The organism is Cellulomonas sp. McL0606 (assembly GCF_058248365.1).
Genome location: NZ_CM177779.1, coordinates 3,740,820 through 3,760,845 on the forward strand (window position 1 = coordinate 3,740,820; position 20,026 = coordinate 3,760,845).

18 protein-coding genes, 1 tRNA gene and 4 pseudogenes are annotated in these 20,026 nt (G+C 70.5%); 9 read left to right on the forward strand and 14 right to left on the reverse strand.

The window, feature by feature from the left end:
- Window positions 1-15: 15 nt before the first annotated feature.
- The 3 genes and pseudogenes from AC38ZX_RS19080 to AC38ZX_RS19090 all read left to right on the forward strand — a co-directional run bounded on the left by AC38ZX_RS19080 (window position 16) and on the right by AC38ZX_RS19090 (window position 3,362).
- Entirely contained in the window at window positions 16-2,226 is a 2,211-nt protein-coding gene (locus tag AC38ZX_RS19080) for a penicillin-binding protein (RefSeq protein WP_491295510.1), read from the forward strand.
- Window positions 2,226-3,177: pseudogene (locus AC38ZX_RS19085) on the forward strand (metallophosphoesterase). The gene AC38ZX_RS19080 and the pseudogene AC38ZX_RS19085 overlap by 1 nt, the downstream one beginning before the upstream one ends.
- A 111-nt stretch (window positions 3,178-3,288) precedes the next feature.
- Window positions 3,289-3,362: transfer RNA gene (locus AC38ZX_RS19090), tRNA-Pro, on the forward strand.
- Window positions 3,363-3,448: 86 nt separating this feature from the next.
- Here AC38ZX_RS19090 and AC38ZX_RS19095 read toward each other — a convergent pair.
- The 4 genes from AC38ZX_RS19095 to AC38ZX_RS19110 form a co-directional block, all read right to left on the reverse strand.
- The gene (locus AC38ZX_RS19095; protein ID WP_491295511.1) at window positions 3,449-4,408 is read right to left on the reverse strand and encodes a tyrosine-type recombinase/integrase; all 960 of its coding nucleotides are present in this window, start codon (window positions 4,406-4,408) and stop codon (window positions 3,449-3,451) included.
- 140 nt (window positions 4,409-4,548) lie between these two features.
- Entirely contained in the window at window positions 4,549-4,800 is a 252-nt protein-coding gene (locus tag AC38ZX_RS19100; RefSeq protein WP_491295512.1) for a helix-turn-helix transcriptional regulator, read from the reverse strand.
- Window positions 4,801-4,902: 102 nt separating this feature from the next.
- Window positions 4,903-5,349, reverse strand: a complete 447-nt coding sequence (locus tag AC38ZX_RS19105; RefSeq protein WP_491295513.1) for a hypothetical protein — start codon at window positions 5,347-5,349, stop codon at window positions 4,903-4,905.
- 538 nt (window positions 5,350-5,887) lie between these two features.
- Window positions 5,888-6,820 carry a hypothetical protein gene (locus tag AC38ZX_RS19110; protein WP_491295514.1) on the reverse strand — a complete coding sequence of 311 codons (933 nt, stop codon included), beginning with the start codon at window positions 6,818-6,820 and terminating at the stop codon, window positions 5,888-5,890.
- A 643-nt stretch (window positions 6,821-7,463) separates the two neighbouring features.
- On the opposite strand from AC38ZX_RS19110, the gene AC38ZX_RS19115 reads away from it, so the two are divergent.
- Window positions 7,464-8,066 carry a relaxase domain-containing protein gene (locus AC38ZX_RS19115; protein ID WP_491295515.1) on the forward strand — a complete coding sequence of 201 codons (603 nt, stop codon included), beginning with the start codon at window positions 7,464-7,466 and terminating at the stop codon, window positions 8,064-8,066.
- Window positions 8,067-8,343: 277 nt separating this feature from the next.
- On the opposite strand, the gene AC38ZX_RS19120 is transcribed toward AC38ZX_RS19115, so the two are convergent.
- Window positions 8,344-8,745 carry a GNAT family N-acetyltransferase gene (locus AC38ZX_RS19120; protein ID WP_491295516.1) on the reverse strand — a complete coding sequence of 134 codons (402 nt, stop codon included), beginning with the start codon at window positions 8,743-8,745 and terminating at the stop codon, window positions 8,344-8,346.
- A 523-nt stretch (window positions 8,746-9,268) separates the two neighbouring features.
- Between AC38ZX_RS19120 and AC38ZX_RS19125 the strand changes: the two genes are divergently transcribed.
- From AC38ZX_RS19125 to AC38ZX_RS19140, 4 genes are all read left to right on the forward strand, one after another.
- Complete coding sequence (locus AC38ZX_RS19125; protein ID WP_426593361.1) at window positions 9,269-9,775, forward strand: SecDF P1 head subdomain-containing protein; 507 nt, start codon at window positions 9,269-9,271, stop codon at window positions 9,773-9,775.
- Window positions 9,776-9,940: 165 nt separating this feature from the next.
- Window positions 9,941-10,162, forward strand: coding sequence for a type II toxin-antitoxin system VapB family antitoxin (gene vapB / locus AC38ZX_RS19130; protein WP_491295517.1), 222 nt, complete (start codon window positions 9,941-9,943; stop codon window positions 10,160-10,162).
- Window positions 10,159-10,569, forward strand: a complete 411-nt coding sequence (locus AC38ZX_RS19135; protein WP_491295518.1) for a PIN domain nuclease — start codon at window positions 10,159-10,161, stop codon at window positions 10,567-10,569. Before vapB ends, AC38ZX_RS19135 begins: the two co-directional genes overlap by 4 nt.
- A gap of 211 nt (window positions 10,570-10,780) precedes the next feature.
- A complete protein-coding gene (locus AC38ZX_RS19140; RefSeq protein ID WP_491295519.1) occupies window positions 10,781-11,305 on the forward strand; it encodes a GNAT family N-acetyltransferase in 525 nt (174 codons plus the stop codon).
- Between the two features lie 7 nt (window positions 11,306-11,312).
- Here the strand turns inward: AC38ZX_RS19140 and AC38ZX_RS19145 are convergent, their stop codons facing one another.
- The 9 genes and pseudogenes from AC38ZX_RS19145 to AC38ZX_RS19185 form a co-directional block, all read right to left on the reverse strand.
- Window positions 11,313-12,167, reverse strand: a complete 855-nt coding sequence (locus tag AC38ZX_RS19145) for a DUF4097 family beta strand repeat-containing protein (RefSeq protein WP_491295520.1) — start codon at window positions 12,165-12,167, stop codon at window positions 11,313-11,315.
- Window positions 12,164-12,826 carry a response regulator gene (locus tag AC38ZX_RS19150; protein WP_491295521.1) on the reverse strand — a complete coding sequence of 221 codons (663 nt, stop codon included), beginning with the start codon at window positions 12,824-12,826 and terminating at the stop codon, window positions 12,164-12,166. Before AC38ZX_RS19150 ends, AC38ZX_RS19145 begins: the two co-directional genes overlap by 4 nt.
- A complete protein-coding gene (locus AC38ZX_RS19155; RefSeq protein ID WP_491295522.1) occupies window positions 12,814-14,151 on the reverse strand; it encodes a sensor histidine kinase in 1,338 nt (445 codons plus the stop codon). Before AC38ZX_RS19155 ends, AC38ZX_RS19150 begins: the two co-directional genes overlap by 13 nt.
- 72 nt (window positions 14,152-14,223) lie before the next feature.
- Entirely contained in the window at window positions 14,224-14,946 is a 723-nt protein-coding gene (locus AC38ZX_RS19160; RefSeq protein ID WP_491297548.1) for a hypothetical protein, read from the reverse strand.
- A complete protein-coding gene (locus tag AC38ZX_RS19165; protein WP_491297550.1) occupies window positions 14,943-15,407 on the reverse strand; it encodes a hypothetical protein in 465 nt (154 codons plus the stop codon). The genes AC38ZX_RS19160 and AC38ZX_RS19165 overlap by 4 nt, the downstream gene beginning before the upstream one ends.
- Before the next feature lie 268 nt (window positions 15,408-15,675).
- Window positions 15,676-15,828: pseudogene (locus tag AC38ZX_RS19170) on the reverse strand (ATP-binding cassette domain-containing protein); the annotation flags it as partial.
- A complete protein-coding gene (locus AC38ZX_RS19175; RefSeq protein ID WP_426593370.1) occupies window positions 15,825-16,184 on the reverse strand; it encodes a GntR family transcriptional regulator in 360 nt (119 codons plus the stop codon). The pseudogene AC38ZX_RS19170 and the gene AC38ZX_RS19175, both read right to left, overlap by 4 nt.
- Window positions 16,185-16,305: 121 nt before the next feature.
- A pseudogene (locus AC38ZX_RS19180) lies at window positions 16,306-17,354 on the reverse strand (aspartate-semialdehyde dehydrogenase).
- Between the two features lie 5 nt (window positions 17,355-17,359).
- Window positions 17,360-18,635 (reverse strand): annotated as a pseudogene (locus AC38ZX_RS19185) (aspartate kinase).
- 145 nt (window positions 18,636-18,780) lie between these two features.
- Between AC38ZX_RS19185 and AC38ZX_RS19190 the strand changes: the two are divergent.
- A complete protein-coding gene (locus AC38ZX_RS19190; RefSeq protein WP_426593373.1) occupies window positions 18,781-19,689 on the forward strand; it encodes an ABC transporter ATP-binding protein in 909 nt (302 codons plus the stop codon).
- Window positions 19,690-20,026 lie beyond the last annotated feature (337 nt).

Consider the following 20,026-nt stretch of genomic DNA (forward strand, 5'->3'; position numbering starts at 1 on the left):
TACGACCAGAACCGCGTGGTCGTCCCGCTCGCCGACATCTCCCCCCTGCTGCAGCACGCCGTGATCGCGACCGAGGACAAGCGCTTCTACGAGCACGCCGGCGTCGACCCCGCGGGCATGCTCCGCGCGTTCATCCGCAACCAGTCGGGCGGCGCCCAGCAGGGTGCGTCGACGCTCACCCAGCAGTACGTCAAGAACGTGCTCATCGAGGCGGCGCTGGCCAAGGACGAGGGTCCCGCGCGGCAGGCAGCGCTCGAGGAGGCCCGCGGGACCACGGGTAGCGAGGGCATCGCGCGCAAGCTGCGGGAGGCCAAGCTCGCCATCACGCTCGAGAAGCAGTTCACGAAGGACCAGATCCTCGAGAAGTACCTGAACATCGCGCAGTTCGGGATCAAGGTCTACGGCGCCGAGTCGGCCGCCCAGTACTACTTCAGCAAGCCGGCCAAGGACCTCACCTACCTCGAGGCCGCGACGATCGCCGGCGTCACGCAGAGCCCCACCAAGTGGGACCCGGTCAAGAACCCGGCGGCCAGCGAGCGTCGACGCAACATCGTGCTGAAGCTCATGGACGAGCAGCACTACATCACCGACGCCGAGTACACGACGGGCATCGCCACACCGCTCGCGAGCACGCTGAAGCCCCAGGAGCTGAAGCAGGGGTGCGCGGTCGCCAGCACGGTCGTCGCCGGGTCCGGCTACTTCTGCGACTACGTCACGAAGGTCATCGTCAACGACCCCACCTTCGGGAAGACGAAGGCGGAGCGCCAGGCGCGCCTGTACAAGGGTGGCCTGACCATCACGACCACGCTCGACCCCAAGCTGCAGGCGGAGGCGGACACCGAGGTCAAGGCGGGCATCCCCGTCCACGACCCGTCCGGAGTCGCCAGCGCGATCGTGACGGTCCAACCGGGTACCGGCAAGATCATCGCGATGGCGCAGAACCGCGACTACGCACCCGTGGGTGACGCCGCGGCCCGGACCGAGCCGGTCAATTTCAACACCGACTCGGACTACGGCGGGTCGGGCGGCTTCGCGCCGGGTTCGACGTTCAAGCCGTTCACTCTGCTCGAATGGCTGAAGCAGGGGCACAGCCTCGCCGACCAGGTGAACGGGTCCGTACGGCCGCTCAACACGAACATGTTCACGACGTGCGGCGTCAAGGGCATCAACTCGTCGTACACCCCGGGCAACGCGGAGCCGGGCTCGGGCATGATGTCCGTGCTCGACGCGACCAAGAACTCGGTCAACCTCGCCTATCTGACGATGGGCACGCAGCTCGACATGTGCAACATCATGCAGGGCGCGATCGACCTTGGTATGCACACCGCCTCGCCCTGGACCACCACCCAGACGGGCCGGCCCCTCGGGTCCACCGACCCGGGCCTGAACCCGTCGAACATCATCGGCACCGACTCCGTGGCGCCGCTGTCCATGGCGGCCTCGTTCGCGGCCTTCGCCTCCGGCGGCACCTACTGCACCCCGATCGCGATCGTGAGCGTCGTGGACACGGACGGCAAGCAGCTTGCCGTGCCGCCCGCCAACTGCCAGGCGAAGCTGGACCCGAAGTACGCGAACACGATCAACTACGCCCTGAGCAACGTGTGGAAGGGCACCGCGAAGTCCGTCGGCGCCCCGCCGTTCCCCGCGGCCGGCAAGACCGGAACCACGAGCAGGAACCAGGACACCTGGTTCGTCGGCTACACGCCGCTCCTGTCCACCGCGGTCTGGGTCGGCTACTCGAACCAGACGAAGCAGGTCATCGGCCCGATCAACGGCTCGGCGCGGGGGCCCATCTTCGGTGCGACGATCGCCGGTCCCACCTGGAAGCGGTTCATGGTCGAGGCACTGAACGGCGCCCCCAACCCCGGCTTCGCGGCACCCGACCAGAAGCTCGTCGTCGGCGAGAAGATCCCGATCCCGTCGGTGGTCGGCCGGTCCGAGGCCGACGCCAAGAAGATCCTCACGACCGCCGGGTTCACCCCCGCCACCGCACCGGCCCAGGTGCCGTCCACGCTTCCCGCCGGCTCGGTGGTCAGCCAGGACCCGTCGGGCAGCGCCACCCGCGGTACCCGCGTCACGCTCACCCTCTCCAACGGGCAGGCGCCGCCGCCGGACCCGAGCACGGTCGTCCCAGCCCCGGGCCCCAACCCCGGCAACGGTGGGAACAACCCGGGCGGCGGCAACGGCGGCGGAAACAACGGCGGCGGCGGCGGCGGTCGCGGCTGATGCCCTCGGACGCAGGTCGAGCCTTCGGCCGCACGGCCGCCGGGCTGGCCGTCGCCGGCGCTGCGGCGCTCGCGTACTCGGCGCTCGTCGAGGTGCGCTGGTACGCCTTGCGCGAGGTCACCGTCCCGGTTCTGCCGGCCGGTCAGGAGCCGCTGCGGATCCTGCACCTCTCGGACCTGCACCTGGTCCCGGGTCAGCGGCGCAAGGTCGACTGGGTGCGCGACCTGGCGTCGCTGCAACCGCACCTCGTCGTGGACACCGGCGACAACTGGGCCCACCTCGACGCCATGCCGGACCTGCTGCACGCCCTGGAGCCGCACCTGGCCGTGCCGGGCGCGTTCGTGCTCGGCTCGAACGACTACGTCGCGCCCACGCCCAAGAACCCGGCACGGTACCTGTTGCCGGACGCGCGCCGGACGCCGTCCGCGCCACCGACCGAGCTGCCCTGGCGCGAGCTCGTGTCGCGGTTCCGGTCGGCCGGCTGGATCGACCTGACCAACCGGCGGGACGTGGTCAAGGCCGACGGTCGGGTGCTCTCTCGTCGGCACCGACGACGCGCACCTCACCATGGACCGGTACCCGCAGGCAGGCGGGGACGACGACGCGCGCACCGGCTCGACACCGGTGGACCTGCAGCTCGGCGTGACCCATGCGCCGTACCGGCGCGTGCTCGACGCGATGCACGCCGACGACGTCGACCTGGCCATCGCCGGGCACACGCACGGCGGCCAGCTGGCCCTGCCGTTCTGGGGCGCGCTGGTGACCAACTGCGACCTCGACACAGGCCGGGCCAAGGGCCTCCACGGGTGGCCCGGTCCGCGCCCGGACCGCCCGGGTGGCGCCGACTCGACGTGGATGCACGTCTCGGCCGGTCTGGGCACCTCGCCCTACGCGCCCGTGCGGTTCGCGTGCCGGCCCGAGGCGACGCTCCTCACCCTCGTCGCCGCCTGAGCCTCCCGTTGCGCGGGCTGGGCACATCGCGGCGTCGGGCTGCCGGCCGGCCCGGCAGCGGTTCTCGGTTTCGTCGCACGGGGTGTCGTCGGCTATCCTTGCCAGGCTCCACGGGGTGTGGCGCAGCTTGGTAGCGCGCTTCGTTCGGGACGAAGAGGTCGTGGGTTCGAATCCCGCCACCCCGACACACAGGTAGAGGCCCCTGGCCAGCGGCAACGCGGTCAGGGGCCTTTCGCATACCCGGTCCGGTCGAGCCCGGAACTGCCCAGAATCACCCCGGAATCACCCCCAACTCCGTCGCCTCACGGGCCGAGGCGGCGTTGAGCAGCTGCAAGGCGGCGCGGTCAGCCGAGTCACCGAGGTGGTGCAAGTACCCCGCGGTGACCTCGATCGAGCCGTGCCCGAGCCATGCCTGGACCGTCGTGAGCGGGACGCCGCGCAAGATCCACTCACACGCCGCCGTGTGTCGCAGGTCGTGCAGCGTGCGGCCGCGGCCAACCTCGCTCCAGCCGGTCGTCCGGACGAACGTCGAGCGGTGGAGCTGCCCGCCACCGGGACGAGTGAGCAGCAGGTCGGCCGAGTCCTTGCCCTCGGTGAAGCGGCGGATCGCCGGCACGAGAGCGTCCGGCACAGGCACGCGCCGGCCCTTGCCCGACTTCGGGGTCTTGGCCTCGGGCGTCCCCTCGGGCTGGTTGCGGATGACGCTGAGCATGGGCATGGGCCGCTCCATGAAGTCGCGGACGAGCATCGCCCTGGCCTCGCCCCACCGGATCCCCGTGCGTCCGAGAACGGCCACGAGATCGGCGTAGACACCGCTCACGCTGGCGACGTCTCGGACGACGGCCTCGAATTCGTCCGCAGGCAGAGGGCGCATGATCTCGAGGGCGCGACGGTCCTTCGGCGGAGCGGCGGACTTGACCGGGTTGGCGGCGATGTAGCCCTCCGATACGCACCAGGTGAAGAAGGAAGATAGCGACTCCCGGTGTCGCTTGACCGAGGTAGGCGCCAGCCCGCGCTCCAGCAGGCCGTCCTGCCAGGTGCCGACCGCGGCGCCGCTGACCTTGCCGACGTGTACCTTGCGGAACCAGATCGGCAGGATCGTCTCGGTCCGGGTTCGCCCGGACCGCTGGCCTCGGGTGGGCAGCAGGTAGCGGCCGGTGTTCAGCGTCGTGCGACTGACCCGCCCCTCCCGCTCCTCGAGCCAGACGACCAGCAGCTGCTCGACGGCCACCTTGCCCCGGCTCGGGTCGTACCCGTGCTCGTCAAAACGCGCCCCGTTGCCGACGCTCCCACTCGGTCGCCGCGCGCTTGGTGGCGAAACGCTGTGTGCCGACAACCTGGCCGCCGATCTTGAGACGGCCCTCCCACTTGTCACCCCGCCGAGCCGGCACGAGCCCTCCCTCGCTGGGGAGCACGAGGCCGCGGCGCCGAGCGCCCGGTCAGCCACTCCTCCACATCAGACGCCCGGTAGCGGGGCACTCCGTCGGAGAGCCAGAACACCTGCGGGCCCTCGAGCGACCGGCGCCAGCGCACCAGCGTCGACTTGGAGACGGCCAGCCATCTGGCGACCTCCTGCGTACGCTGGAGCCGGTCGGCGGTGTCAGGCACCTGAGCTTCAGCCATCGCGCGCCCCTCGTGTTCTCGCGGCTACACGCGATTGCACCATGCCTGCGAGCGTACCGGCAAGTACGCGAGAGTGGTGTTTGCGCGTAGCCTAGCCACGTGTCAACGACTCCTAGCCGGCCCGGCGACCAGACATACGACGGGCTTCTTGTCCAAGACGACCTGCCTGCCGGTTGGTACCTGCCCAGCCGATTTCCTGGTGAGCGACCCGACGACGCCAGCGAAGAGATCGACGCCCTGCTCCGCTATGACGACCAGGCCGTCACCGGCGACGAGCAGCAAGCGCGGCTCGACTCCGAGCAGAACGAAGCGGTCGACGGCCGGTGGCGCTACATCGAGCACACCGGCACCGGGACTCGCGTGTTCCTGCGGCTGCAGCGCCAGATGTTCGCTGTGCCCGAAGAAGTGCGCATCACCGGCGTCATCCACCTGCCTCGGCTTCCGGGCAACCCGATCACCAGCCAGCTCCTGCGCGAGCTTCCCGACCGCGCGCATCGAAGCGGCCATCAACAAGCGGCTGTTCGCTGTGACGCGCACGAGCACGATCACCAGCGGCAAGATCGGGCTGCCCAGTGGCCGCAAGGTCGCCGAGCGTGACCTGCTCAAGCCCCTCGGCGACCCGAAGCGAACCCCAGACTTCTATGCAGCTCGTTGCGCTCCAGCATGGCCGGCTCACCGCGAACGGCAACGAGAATCCCTCCGCGACGATGGCCGAACTGAGCGGTGTCGCGCTCAGCACAGCCCAGGGGTGGGTCGCAAAGGCCCGCGCTCGCGGACTCCTTCCCCCGGGACGCCGGGGGCGCGCCGGATGAGCGACGCGGCGATGGCCCTGGCGGCGTAGCCTGCGCGGCAGCTACGACCCGGACCTTTGCGCCGCCTCCGCGGAGCGGCTCCTGGTGTTCGATACGGGTCTGCTGACGTGGCCCCTTAGCGGTCGCCCGTCCGGAGCAACTCGCCTACGCTCACAGCGGCTATGAGCGGGACGGACCGGCGAAACGAGGAGGCCGGCGTCGAAGCGCCGCGCGCGACCAACCGAGCCGTTGACGCCTTGCCCATATTGGCCGTCAAGGTCGCCCTGGCACAACAACTAGGCGCCGCTCTCTTCATAAAACTTCCGCCAATCTGCGTACCGTGCGACCCGCTCTATCTCTGCGACCTCTCCAGCCATGTGCTCCCAGTACGTATACGGGAAGCCGTAGGCGGTGTTTCTGCTCAACGCGTCGCCGGGCGCTGCTAGGGCCGCTAGGGCCGCTAGGGCCGCTAGGTCTGTAAAGCCGGAGCCGTCTATGAGCAAAGGGTTACTCAAGTCCTGGTTGATGGCTTCGTCATCTCCCAGCCGCGGCGCGATCTTGCCGACGAAGGTAAGACTTGTCGCGTCCCAGTCGGCTTGGGCCTTCTCCACGTTCGCGACTGCCCAGCGACACTCCCGGCTCCGGCTTCCAAACGGCACCGGGAGCGCAGGCATCTCGTTGATTGCCGCGATAGTGGGAATCACCGCGCCCCTATAGTCGAGCAGTTCGACTAGTACGAAATCGGAATATCTCTGGCGGTCGACTCCCACTACGCGCAGGAGACGGAAAGTGCGATCGCTCAAGGCCAAGGACAGCACGTCACCCGCTTCGAGGTCGGTGCGATACTTCCATTCGCGACGGACTTTGCGGCGTGGTGGCTGTTGACCGTTGAGGCGATCTGTCAACTTCCTGAGCGCCTCTACACGCTTGCGGCGGTCCGATGGAGAAGTGTCGTCCCATTCGGCTAGGTCCGATCCATCCTCGATCACAGAGAGCGCACGTTCCTTGGCGCCGTCCGATAGTCGTCCTAGGCGGCTCTGAGTGTCTGCAAGCGCCAACCAGACGACCGGCCTCAGTCGACCATCCTCGTCAGTGAACTCTTCGAGTACTTGGCGCTCGGCCTCGTCGTCCGAGACTTGCTCGGCGACAAGATCCCGGTACTCGTCCCGGACGTCGCAAGCCTCGTCGTCAGCAAACAGCCCCGGTCCCCAAGTACCCACGACGGGCATGGTGCCATAGTCGGTCGAGCAGCAGGCATGAAGCTGTTGCTAGTTCGCCAGGGCCGCCCGGCGCGTCGCTCGACCCGCCCGCCACAGACCGCGCCCACCACCCCTGGATCGCACAGGAGCACCTCGCCGATCTCCCGCCCTTGCCTTGAATGGACGTATGCTACCTTCGGTAGTTGCAAGTCCACGCGTTGATGGGGGTTTGGCGTGAAGGGCGGCGTGATCTTGTTCCGGGGTGCCGGGACTGCCGCGCGCCGCTACCTCGAGGCGGATCGCTCACGCGCCGACGAGTACTACCTCGAAGCCGGCGCTGCGCGAGCGGAGCTCGCCGTGGTCGACGGCGCCGGCCGGGTGGTCAGCGAGCGGAGCCTGACGGCCGCCGACTACGCAGGCTGGGTCGACTGGATCGACCCGATCAGCCGAGAGCCGATGGGCCGGGCCCGGCGGAGTGGTGAGGCGCGGCACGGGTCCCCGCGTTTCGCGGATGGTCGTGAACACGCCCAAGTCACGGTCGATCGCCGCCGCGCTCCACCCGGAGGTGTCCGAGGCGCTGGATGGTGCGCAGCGCGATGCCGTCGCGGTGATCCGCTCGTAGCTCGGGCACCACTCCGTCACCCGCATTGGGCCGCGGGGTGGCCAGGAGGTTGTGCCGGTCGAGCGGCTACAGGTGGTCGGGATCTCGCACAAGACCTCCCGGGCGGGCGACCCGCACCGGCACATCCATGTGCAGATCGGGGCTCGGGTGTGGGCCGGCGGCGCGTGGCGCGGGCTGGACACCGCAGCACTGTTCCGGCAGCAGGATGCCATCCGTGCCCTGGGGACCGCGGTGCTGGCGGCGCACCCTCAGTTGGCGGCCGCCCTGGACGCCCACGGCCTCACGCTCGATCCGGTATCGGGCGAGGTTGCCGAGCTGCGGGCGTACAACGCGGTGATGAGCAAGCGCGCCGAACAGGTCGCCCGCAACTTGTCGATGTTCGAGGCGCGCTGGGAGGCCGAGCACCCCGGCAAGGAGCCCGGAACCGCGGTCAGCGCACGGTTGCAGGCGATGGCCTGGGATCACGAACGCCCGAACAAGAAGCCGTCCCGGTTGGGTAGCGAGGCGGGGTGGCTGCGCGAGCTGGAAGACGCCGGGTACATCCCGGGTCCGCCTCGGCCACTCGCGTGCGGGCCTGGCACATCACCGCAGAACGTGCCTCCCGCTCACTCGCCGAGATCGAAGCCCTCCCCGTTCACAAGGCCGCACAACTGATCAGCGACCGCACGGCTCGGGCCGACGCAGAGCAGGCAGCGAAAGCCGCACCCGAGACCGCGAACACTCGAGCGCACCGGTCGAGCCCGCCCGCGCCGGTTCACGACCGTGGCCCGCGCCACGACTTCGGTCCGAGCCTGTGGGCACCCGTTGCCGGAACTCGTCCGAGTTGCCGGTGCCTGACGCTCCGACCTGGTCGAGTCCAGATTCAACGTGTAGTTCCAGCCCACCGTGTGATCTTGAATGTTGGTGGATCCCCGCTGAGTGCCGCAGCGGCTCAGTGCTCGGCTTCGATTTCGAAGGTCTGGATCACCATGTCGTCGGCCGTCGTCTCGCCATAGGGGACCGGGATTGCTCGTCTCCAGAACGCGGTGGCCGCCGGATTGGTCAGGCGCTGCGTCACCTCCCACGGGCCCGGGTAACTGTGGAACAGAGCGGTGGCGGCAGCAGCGCCCACTCCGCGACGACTGTACCGGCGAAGGACGAAGAACTCCGCCATCTCGGTTCGCTGCTCCTGGCGCACGAGCGCGAAGCCGGCCAGCTTCCCCTCGGCACGGATCAGGAAGGCGTGGCGGTCCTCATCCGTCCAGTAGTGATCGAGCCACCGATAGCCGAACTCGCCGTGCTCATCGACGTCCCGGTCGTCAAACTCGGACCAGTCATAGGCGTAGAACTCCATGAGACGACGGACAACGCCTCGCTCGGACTGTTGTACCTCGGTGACATCGACCGACATAGCAAGTGATCGTATGGCGGCGATGACGTCGGCAGTTGGGCTTGGCGATGGAACGTGGTGCAGCTCCGGTTTGACGTCTGGCGCTGTTGACGCGGACGCACGGGAGGCGCTCTGTCGGAGGATCGGCCGGCCGGCCGGCGTCGTCGAAGCGCGCCTCACCCGGTTGCGCAGCGACGTCGCACAGGCACGGCACGACCTCCCCAACATTGAGGCCCTTCCGGTGACCGGGGCGGCACAGCTCATCCAGGCATGGGCTGCACAAGCCGCGGCCGAGCGGCCTGCCGAAGCCGCAAGCCGACCGCGCGCAGCCGAGCCCAGCCCTTGGCACACCCCGCCCCCGGTGAGTCAGCCGGGCACCCCCGGCTGGAATCGCTAGCGGCAGACTCTGACCGCCTCGCAGTCTCTCCTTTCCAGGTCCTCCGCAAAAGCCCCTTCGGCGCCCCCCGGAGGTACCTACAGTGACCGGATGCGCACCCAGTCGTTCGCCCGTCTTGCCGTTCTGGTGTCGGCCGCGCTCATGGTTACCGGTTGCGCGGCCGACGACGCCGATGGTCATGACGGATCGACCGCACCGCCGCTGCAATTGCGTCTCGTGACGTCCACAGAGGCTGGAGCCTGCACCGCACCGCCCCTGACGGCAGACGGCCCTGGCACGGCCTGCGACCTGGAAGGCACCACCACCTACGAGCTGGCCGAGTCGCTGGGCGTTGTGACGCCAACCGCCGTCACACGCGATGCCCCGGCGGGGGCACATGCCGTCGGCGTCGAGTTCGACAAGGCCGACGCCACGACACTCAAAGAAGTCACCAGCAAGGCGATCAACGAGGAGCTGGCGCTCCTCCTCAACGGGAAGGTGCTCTCTGCTGCCACAGTCCATGACCCCATCACAACCGGCACGTTCATCTTCGGTTTCGGGAATGCATCCGACGCAGACCGTGCCGCGGCCCTGCTCGGGGCATCGTCCACGTCCTGACGCCGACGGCTCGGACAAGCAGATGGCGCGGAGCCGAGGCACTCGGACGGCTGCGATCCCCGAGTCCACGACCGGGTGCTTGTCGCTGCGGTCTTCCACGTCGGCGCCTGTCGTCCGGAAGGGTCTCCACGACGCTGATATCATTAGATATCTAGGAGGTGACCCGTGCCCGACGTGTTGATTCGGAACTTCTCCGCCGAGGACCTCACACTGCTGGACGAGCAGGCCGCCCGACTCGGCATCTCGCGCAACGAGTACCTACGCCAGCGCCTGCACAGCGAAGCGCGTCGGACCGTCGGATCGGTCACGGCCGCGGACCTGCGGGCGCTCGGAGATCTCGTCGCTGACCTCGCGGACGAGACGGTCATGGTCAACGCCTGGTCATGAGTGACTCCTGGCTCATCGACAAGTCCGCACTCGTCCGCCTCGGCGGCAGCGTCGATGCCGAGGAGTGGGCCACCAGGATCGAACGAGGACTGGTCGCCATCACGACGGTCACGCTGCTCGAGGCCGGGTACTCCGCGCGGTCGGCGGGCGATCTCGGGCGCGCGCTGGGCTCACCGCCCCTGGCGTCGATGCCAGTGGAGTACCTCACCCCGGCGGCAGAGGACCGGACCGTGGAGGTGCAGCGCCTCTTGTCCGAACGCGGCCAGCACCGCGCTCCGTCGATCCCCGATCTCCTGATCGCCGCCGTGGCCGAGCTCAACCAGCGGACGGTACTCCATCTCGACAAGGACTTCGACCTCATCGCCGACCTCACCGGCCAACCGATGGAGCGCCTTCGCGTGGAGTGAGCACACCCGGTCCAGCGCTCACCCCGGAATCACCCCGAAGGCGCACCGGATGGTCCCGGAGACGCCGGGCGACCCCACGCGACCAGGGCAAACGCGCGGTACGGTACGTTCGGGACGAAGAGGTCGTGGGTTCGAATCCCGCCACCCCGACCGTGTGATCGACAACAGCTCGGACCGTCAAGGTTCGGGCTGTTGTGTTGTGGGGGTGTGAATGACCGAGCTGCGCACGGATCGGCTGCTGCTGCGGCAGTGGCGCGACGACGACCTCGACGCGCTCGCCGCCATCGACGCGGACCCCGAGGTGATGCGCTGGATCGGCGACGGCAGCGTCCGCGACCGGGCCCAGACGCTAGCGGCGCTGGCGCGGTTCGCTGCGGCGTGGTCCAACCGGGGCTACGGCCCGTTCGCGGCCGAGGCGGACGGCGTCCTCGTCGGCTGGGTCGGCCTGCTCGTCCCGACGTTCCTGCCCGAGATCATGCCCGCAGTCGAGATCGGCTGGCGGCTGGCTCGGGGCGCGTGGGGGCGCGGGCTGGCCACGGAGGGCGCGCGGGCGGTCCTGGCGTTCGCGTTCGACGACGTCGGCCTGGACCGGGTGGTGAGCGTCTGCCACGTGGAGAACACGGCCTCCGAGCGGGTGATGACCAAGCTCGGCATGTACTTGGACCGGGACACCGTCGTCCCTGCGAGCGGCGTCCCGGTCCACGTGTACGCGATCGACCGGGCGGTTCAGACCTAGCGGCGAGTCAGCTCCTCGGGCCCAGGTAGCCCGCGTGGCCGTCGGAGGTGTGGATGGTGACGCTGACCGGTGCGGCCGGGTCGGTGGGCGCCTCGATGGTCTGCTTGCCGTCCGCGGTGGTCATGGTCAGCGCCACGGGTGCGCCGTTGCCGTAGACCGTGACGGGTCCGTCGGAGGCGCGCGCCGAGATGTTGCCGTCGACCGCGGAGATCGTCGTGTGGCCGTCGCGGGTGCTCGTGGTGACCGAGCCGGTCACCTGGTCGACGGTGATCGCCCCGTCGGAGGTCTGCGCGTCGACGGAGCCGCGGACGTCGGTGATCGTGGCGTGACCGTCCGAAGAGCGAAGCGACACGTCACCGGAGACGTGCGTGATCGTCGACGCGCCGTCGCTGGTGTGCACGGTCAGCGGGCCGGTCAGGGAGGTCGCGTGCACGGCGCCGTCCGACGCCCGCACCACCACCTGGGTGCCGTCGGGAACCGTGACCTTGAGGCCGGCCGAGCAGAACCCGGGCCGCCACCAGTCGCAGGTGTGCTTGACCACGAGGCGGTCGCCGGTCACGACGGCAGAGTACGTGGCCTTGACCGACGCGGTGCGCGACGTGCGCTCGACGTCCACTCTCGGGCCGCCGGTGGTCACGGTCACCTCGCCGTCGGCCACCAGCTCGACCACCGGCGCTGCGTCGTAGGACGCGGTCGCGACGACGGTGGCGGGGTCGGCGTTGGTGAAGACCAGCAGGTCGAGCAGGCTGGAGGCGCCGGAGGCGAGCATGAGGGCGCCGACGATCGCGCCGGTCCAGACCAGGACCCGGGCGCGGGTGGAACGACGCGGCGGCGCCGGCGGACGGTCGAGGGTCGCGGTCATGAGTGGTCTCCCGGTTCGTGCTCGAGCCAGCGGAGCACCGCCAGCACGCGACGGTGGTCGTCGGCGTCCTGGGCCAGGCCCAGCTTGGCGAGGATCGACGTGACGTGCTTCTCGACGGCCGGCAGGCCGACCACGAGACGCTCGGCGATGGCCGCGTTGGAGCGACCCTCCGCCATGAGGCCCAGCACGTCGCGTTCGCGGGGAGTGAGGGTCTCCAGACCCGACCTGCGTGTGCGGGCGAGGATCTGGGCGACGACGTCCGGGTCGATGACCGTGCCGCCGGACGCGACCCGGCCGAGGGCGTCGAGGAACTCGTCGACGTCGGCCACCCGGTCCTTCAGCACGTACCCCAGACCGCGCACGTCGCTCGCGAACAGCTCCTGGGCGTACCGCTGCTCGACGTACTGCGAGAGCACGAGGATGGGCAGGCGCTTGTGCAGGCTGCGCAGGTGCACGGCGGCCCGCAGGCCCTCGTCCGTGTGGGTCGGGGGCATCCGGACGTCGGTCACCAGCACGTCGGGCAGCTCCGCCCCGGGGCCGAGGGCTGCCACCGTCTCGTCGGCGGTCTTGTAGCCGGTGACCTGGTGGCCCTCGGCGACGAGCAGCCGGGTCAGGCCGTCGAGCAGGAGGACGGAGTCCTCGGCGATCACGATGCGCACGGCACCTCCACGGTGAGTCGGGTGCCGGCGCCCGCCGGGCTGTCCAGGTCGAAGGTGCCGTCCAGTGCCGCGACGCGGCTGCGCAGGCCGTCCAGACCGCTGCCAGGCGTCGGTGTCGCGCCGCCCGTCCCGTCGTCGGCGATCACGAGGCGCAGGTCGGGCCCGACGATGGTCGCGGTCACCGTCACCTTTGTCGCCTGCGCGTACTTGGCGGCGTTGGTCAGGGCCTCGGCGACGACGAAGTACGCGGCGGCCTGCGCCGAGGTGCTGGCGGTGGTCAGGGGGCCGGGCACGTCGACGGTGACCGGGACCGGGCTGCGGGCGGCGAGCGCGGACAGCGCTGCGTCGAGTCCGCGGTCGGTCAGGACGGCCGGGTGGATGCCGCGCACGAGGTCGCGCAGCTCGGCCAGCGTCTCCTTGACCTCGCGGTGCGCGTGCTCGAGCGCCGCGGCGGCCTCCGGGTCGGTGGACGCACGGCGCTTCGCGGCCCCGAGCTCCACGCCCAGGGCCACCAGGCGCTGCTGCGCGCCGTCGTGCAGGTCGCGCTCGATCCGCCGACGCTCCTCGTCGGCAGCCCCGACGGCGGCGGTACGGGTCTGGGTCAGGACGACCGCGCGCCCCTCTGCCGCCTCCGCCCGGGCCTGGGCGGCGCGGACCTCCTCGGCACGGGGCGACGGTCCCAGCATCGCCCGCGCGGTGCGCACGAGCGCGAACGACGCCGCCTGGACGCCGAGCGCGCCGACCCAGGCCGCGACGACGGCCGAGACGATCAGGATCGAGACGGGGACCGGGGTGGACACCGAGCCGCGGTAGAAGATCGCGAACGCGAGCAGCGCCACGGCGCCCGACAGGCCGACCGCGACGATCGTGACCGCGGCCGCCAGGATCAGGCTCCCGACCAGCAGGTACGCCAGGTGCGCCCAGGAACGGCTGTCGCTGAGCACCGCCATCCAGGACGCCCACCAGCCGTCCCTGCGCGGCCGCTTGTACGTCGGGGCGTCGATGCGCACCTGCAGCTGCGCGAGCAGCCGGGCCCGCTCCAGGCGCGCGAACGGTCGCGCGGCCAGCAGCGTGACGACGAGCATCGGGATGCCGACGAACAGGACGACGAGGCTGAGGGCCAGCGAGAGGGCGACCGACGCCACGACGACGGCCGCGGTGAGCAGGAACGAGCCGACCACGGCCTGCGAGATCCCCACCCAGGTGGCGCCCGACACGGGTGCGACCAGCAGGGGACGCCACCCGGTGAAGGCCGGCGCGACCACCCGCAGGTCATCGGACCGGGGCACGGCGGTCTGCGCGCCCGGCGAGAGGTCTGAGGTCATGACACAGACGCTAGGGGTCCGGGCGCCCGTCCAGACAGCCAGCCCACCCACGGACGCGTGGTGGGGTCAGCCCTACCGTTTCGGCGGCACCCGGGCACCGCGCGTCAGGCGGTCGTAGACCACCGCCATGACGGCCGCGACCACGAGGGCCAGCACCGAGGTCAGCAGGAGCCCGCCGGCCCCGTCGCCCCACGGCCCGGCGTCCTGTGCCAGCAGGGCGGTCAGGGCGACGACCGGACCCACGGTCACGGGGAGCGTGAGGGTGCCCCACCAGCCGCCGAGACGGAGGTAGATCATGCCGACGAGGAGCCCGGAGACGTTGGAGACGAGGAACGTGGCGACGTTGGCGCCGATGTAGCCGGCAGTCGCGACGGCGCCGGGCGCCACGCCGCCGACCGCCCAGTGCCACCCGAACGCCGTGTAGACGGCCTTCTCGACGAGCAGCAGGACCGCGAAGGCGCCGCCGTACACGCCGGTCGTGCCGGCCGCCGCCAGCAGCGAACCGCGCGCCAGGGTCCGCCGCGTCAGCCCCGAGGCCACGTGCACGGGCAGGTAGGCGAGGGTCAGCCCGATGAAGACGGAGAACGGGAACCAGATGGCGGCCTGCATCCCGTACTGCACGACGCTCGTGTCGACCGTCGTCGCCACGGTCGCGTAGAACGCGATCGCGACCGCCGCGACCAGGGCCCCGATGCCCCAGAACCAGCGCGCCACCCGGAGCTGGGCCGCCAGGTACCACCGTGCCGTGAGGTCGACGGGGCCGCGCCGGACCGCAGGGACCGTCGTCGTGGTCATCGCGCAGCCTCCTTCGCGTGGTCGGTCAGATGGACGAACAGGTCCTGCAGCGGGACGGGTCCGAAGACGAGGCCGCCGAGGCGCGCGTTCCGCTCGTCGTCGGGAAGGCCGCCGACCACCGTGGCCTGGGCGGTGGAGCCGAGCTGCTGGCGGGCCACGACGTCGCGGCCCACGACGAAGGCGTCCACGGCGTCCGACGGACCGGTCACCGTCAGGCCGCGGGCCCGCAGCGAGTCCGCGTCCGACTGGGTGAGCACCCGGCCGCCGTCCAGCACCACGACGTCCTCGAGCAGCCGCTCGACCTCGCTGATCAGGTGGCTCGACAGCACGATCGTGCGGGGATGCTCCAGCCAGTCGGCCAGCAGGGCGTCGTAGAACGCGTATCGCGCCGGCGCGTCCATGCCCAGGTGCACCTCGTCGAGGAGCGTCAGGGGCGCGCGGCTCGCCAGGCCGACGACCACCCCGAACGCGGACTTCTTGCCGCGCGACAGCCGGTCCGGGCGGTCCCGCAGGCTCAGCTTCGAACGTGTCGAGCAGCTGCTCGGCCAGGTCGGTGTCGAACGTCGCCCGGCGGGCGGCGTGCAGCCGCAGCATCTCGGAGATCGGCCGGTCCGGGACCGTCTCGCCGCTCTCCCGGACCAGCATCGTCGCGCCCATGGTCCGCGCGTTCTCCCACGGCTCCTCGCCGTCGACGAGCACCGTCCCGGACGTCTTGGGCAGGAACGCCGCCAGGACCGACAGCACCGTGGTCTTGCCCGACCCGTTGCGCCCGAGCAGCCCCGTGATCGCGCCGGCGCGGATGTCGAAGGACACCCGGTCGAGCGCGGTCGTCTCGCCGTAGCGGACCGTCAGGTCCCTGAGCTGCACACCGATGCCGCTCATCGCGGTCCCCCGTTCCTCAGGTGCTCGACGACGTCCTCGACGGGGATGCCCAGGACCTTCGCCCTGCGGACCATCGGGTCGACGACCTCGGCGAAGAACGCCGCTCGCGCCTGCGCCAGCAGCGTGTCGCGCGCGTCCGGCGCGACGAACATGCCGATGCCGCGGCGCTTGTAGAGCACGCCCTCGTCCACCAGCTCCGTGAAGGCCTTGGCCGCCGTCGCCGGGTTGATCCGGAACGTCGTGGCGTACTGCGTCGTCGACATCACCTGCTGCTCCGCCCCCAGGTCCCCGGACAGCACGTCGGCGCGGATCTGGTCGGCGATCTGCACGTACAGCGGATCCCGTCCGTCGAACACGCCGATCGCCTCCTCGTTGGTTCATTACCTGACCAACTAACCACAGAACCCCGAAGACCACAACCCACGCACGAAAACGTCCGCGTCGGCTCTCACCGACGCGGACGTTCGAGGGACGGTGTCAGACCGTCGTCAGCCGCTGGGCGGCGACGAGCTCGGCGATCTGGACCGCGTTGAGGGCGGCGCCCTTGCGGAGGTTGTCGTTGCTGACGAAGAGTGCGAGGCCGCGGCCGTCCGGCACACCCTCGTCCTGGCGCAGGCGGCCGACGAAGGACGGGTCCTTGCCGGCGGCGTGCAGCGGGGTGGGGACGCCGACCACCTCGACACCGGGGGCGTCGGACAGCAGCTCGGTGGCGCGCGCGACGGACAGCGGGGAGGCGAACTCCGCGTTGATCGACAGCGAGTGCCCCGTGAACACCGGGACGCGGACGCAGGTGCCAGAGACCAGCAGCGCCGGGATGTCGAGGATCTTGCGCGACTCGTGCCGCAGCTTCTGCTCCTCGTCGGTCTCGAACGAACCGTCGTCGACCAGCGACCCGGCCAGCGGGATGACGTCGAACGCGATCGGCGCGACGTACTTGACCGGGTCCGGCAGCGTGACGGCCGACCCGTCGTGCACCAGGGCCAGGGTGTCCTGGGTGACCGCGGCGCGGATCTGGCCGTCGAGGCGTCGGCACCCGCGAGGCCCGAGCCGGAGACGGCCTGGTAGGTCGAGACGATCAGGCGGGTCAGGCCGGCCTCGTCGTGCAGGACCTTGAGCACCGGCATCGCGGCCATCGTGGTGCAGTTCGGGTTGGCGATGATGCCCTTGACGGCATGCTGCAGAGCGCCCGGGTTCACCTCAGAGACGATGAGCGGGACCTCGGGGTCGCGACGCCACGCGGAGGAGTTGTCGATGACCAGCGCGCCGGCCGCGGCGAACCGCGGGGCGTGGATCTTCGAGGCCGCACCGCCGGCGGAGAACAGCGCGATGTCGATCCCGGACAGGTCCTCGGTCTCGACGTCCTCGACGACGACGTCGGCGCCCTTCCAGGGCAGCGTCGTGCCCGCCGAACGGGACGAGGCGAAGTAGCGGATGGAGTCGACAGGGAAGTCGCGCTCCTCGAGCAGCTGGCGCATGACGCCGCCGACCTGACCGGTCGCGCCGACCACCGCGATGTTGAGTCCCATGATGCCTATCGTCCCGTCCCGCCGTACACGACGGCCTCGTCCGACGCGGAGTCCAGATCGAACGCCGTGTGCACCGCGCGAACCGCCTCGTCCAGCGAGTCGGCGCGGGTGACCACGGAGATCCGGATCTCCGACGTCGAGATCATCTCGATGTTGATGCCCGCATCCGACAGCGCGGCGAAGAACCGTGCCGAGACGCCGGGGTGCGACCGCATGCCCGCGCCGATGAGCGAGAAGCTTGCCGATCGTGTCGTCGTACTGCAGCGAAGCAAAGCCGATATCGGGCTGGTGCTCGGTCAGGGCCGCCGTCCCGGCCGCCCCGTCCGTCGCCGGCAGCGTGAAGGAGATGTCCGTCAGGCCGGTCGAGGCCGCCGACACGTTCTGCACGATCATGTCGATGTTCACGCCCGCGCCCGCGACGACCTCGAAGATCCGCGCGGCTTTGCCGGGCACGTCGGGGACGCCGACCACGGTGATCTTGGCCTCGCTGCGGTCGTGCGCGACGCCCGCGATGATCGGCTGCTCCACAACATCTCCTTCGGGGGCGGGTTCATCGGTCACCAGCGTGCCCGTATGAGTGCTGAACGACGAACGGACGTGGATCGGTACCGAGTAGCGACGCGCGTACTCGACGCAGCGCAGGACCAGCACCTTCGCGCCGCTGGCGGCCATCTCGAGCATCTCGTCGTAGCCGATGCGGTCGAGCTTGCGCGCGCTCGGCACGATGCGCGGGTCGGCGGTGAACACGCCGTCGACGTCGCTGTAGATCTCGCAGACGTCCGCCTTCAGGGCCGCCGCGAGCGCGACCGCCGTCGTGTCCGAGCCGCCGCGGCCGAGGGTGGTGACATCGTTGGTCGACGGGTTCACGCCCTGGAACCCGGCGACGATGGCGACGGACCCCTGGGCGATCGTCTGCCGGATACGGCTGGGCGTGACGTCGATGATCCGGGCCTTGCCGTAGGCCTCGTCGGTGAGCACGCCCGCCTGCTGGCCGGTGAACGACTTGGCGTCGACACCCAGGTTGTGGATCGCCATGGCCAGCAGCGACATCGAGATCCGCTCGCCGGCCGTCAGCAGGATGTCCATCTCGCGCTGCGGCGGCAGCGGGGTCACCTGGCGCGCCAGGTCGATGAGCTCGTCCGTCGTGTCGCCCATCGCGCTGACCACCACGACGACGTCGTGCCCGGCACGCTTGGCCTCGGTCACCCGCTTGGCCACGCGCTTGATGCTGGCGGCGTCGGCGACGGAGGAACCGCCGTACTTCTGCACGATCAGGGCCACGGGGAGCTTTCGCGGGCTCGGAACAGGACCGGGCGAGTGTACGGCGGTGTTCACGTGCTGGAAACGCGGTTTCAGATGGCGGATCGACACAGACTCTGCACAGGTTTGTCCGCGCCGGCGGGCGGTCGCGCCCTACGGTTTCGCCATGGACGACGAAGTCACCGCAGGCATCCGTGTCAGCGGCCTGCGCCGCGCGTTCGGTCGCGTGCAGGCCCTCGACGGTGTGGACCTGACCGCCCGGGCCGGCGCCGTCACCGCGCTGGTGGGACCGAACGGCTCCGGCAAGACGACCCTGCTCCTGATCCTGGCCGGGCTGCTCGTCCCGGACGCCGGCGAGGTGCAGATCGCCGGCCTCGACGACGTCTCGGCGGCCCGGGCCCGGACCGGGTGGATGCCCGACGCGTTCGGCACCTGGGACTCGCTGACCGCCCGCGAGGTGCTCACCACGTTCGGGGCGGCGTATCGGCTCTCCCGCCCCGCCGCTGACGCCCGGGCCGCCGAGCTGCTCGCGACGGTGCACCTGACCGAGTTCGCCGACCGACCCGCCAGCGTGCTGTCCCGCGGCCAGAAGCAACGCCTCGGCCTGGCCCGCGCCCTCGTGCACTCCCCCGACGTCCTGCTGCTGGACGAGCCCGCCAGCGGTCTCGACCCGCGCTCACGCGTGGACCTGCGCGTGCTCCTGCGACGGCTCGCCGACGAGGGTGCGACGGTGCTCGTCTCCAGTCACGTGCTCTCGGAGCTGGAGGAGATGGCCGACGACGCCGTCTTCCTGTCCCGCGGCCGGACGGTCGTCCCGTCCTCGGACCGACCGTCGCGACGGACGTGGCACGTGCGTGGCCTCACGGACGCGCTCCCCGCGTGGCTGACCTCCGTCGGCGCCGACTGGCGTCCCGGGGACCACCCGGGTTCGGTGCTGCTGGAGATCGACGACGACGAGGGCGCGGCCCGGCTCGTGGCCGACGCGGTCGGCGCCGGCGTCCCGATCGTCTCGCTGCATCCTGTCGGCGGTGCGCTCGAGCACGCCTACCTGGCTCTCGAGGAGGAGCGGCGATGACGCTCGACACCCTGGACGCGCCGCCCACGACGCGGCGGTTCACGTGGCACGGCGTCCGCACCGTCGCGGTCCTGGAGCTGCGGCAGCGGGTGCGGTCCACGCGCTGGATCGTCGCGCTGGTCGTGTGGTTCGTCGTGGTCGGCGGCATCACGCTGCTCGCGTCGGGGGCGCTCACGGCCATCGCCGACCAGGGCGCCTCGTCCAACGGACCGCTCTTGTTCGCCGTCGTGTCGTTCCTGGTGCTCGGGCTCGGCCTGCTCGTCACTCCCACGCTCGCGTCGACCGCGATCAATGGTGACCGCAGCGCCGGAACGCTGGCGACGCTGCAGGTCACCCT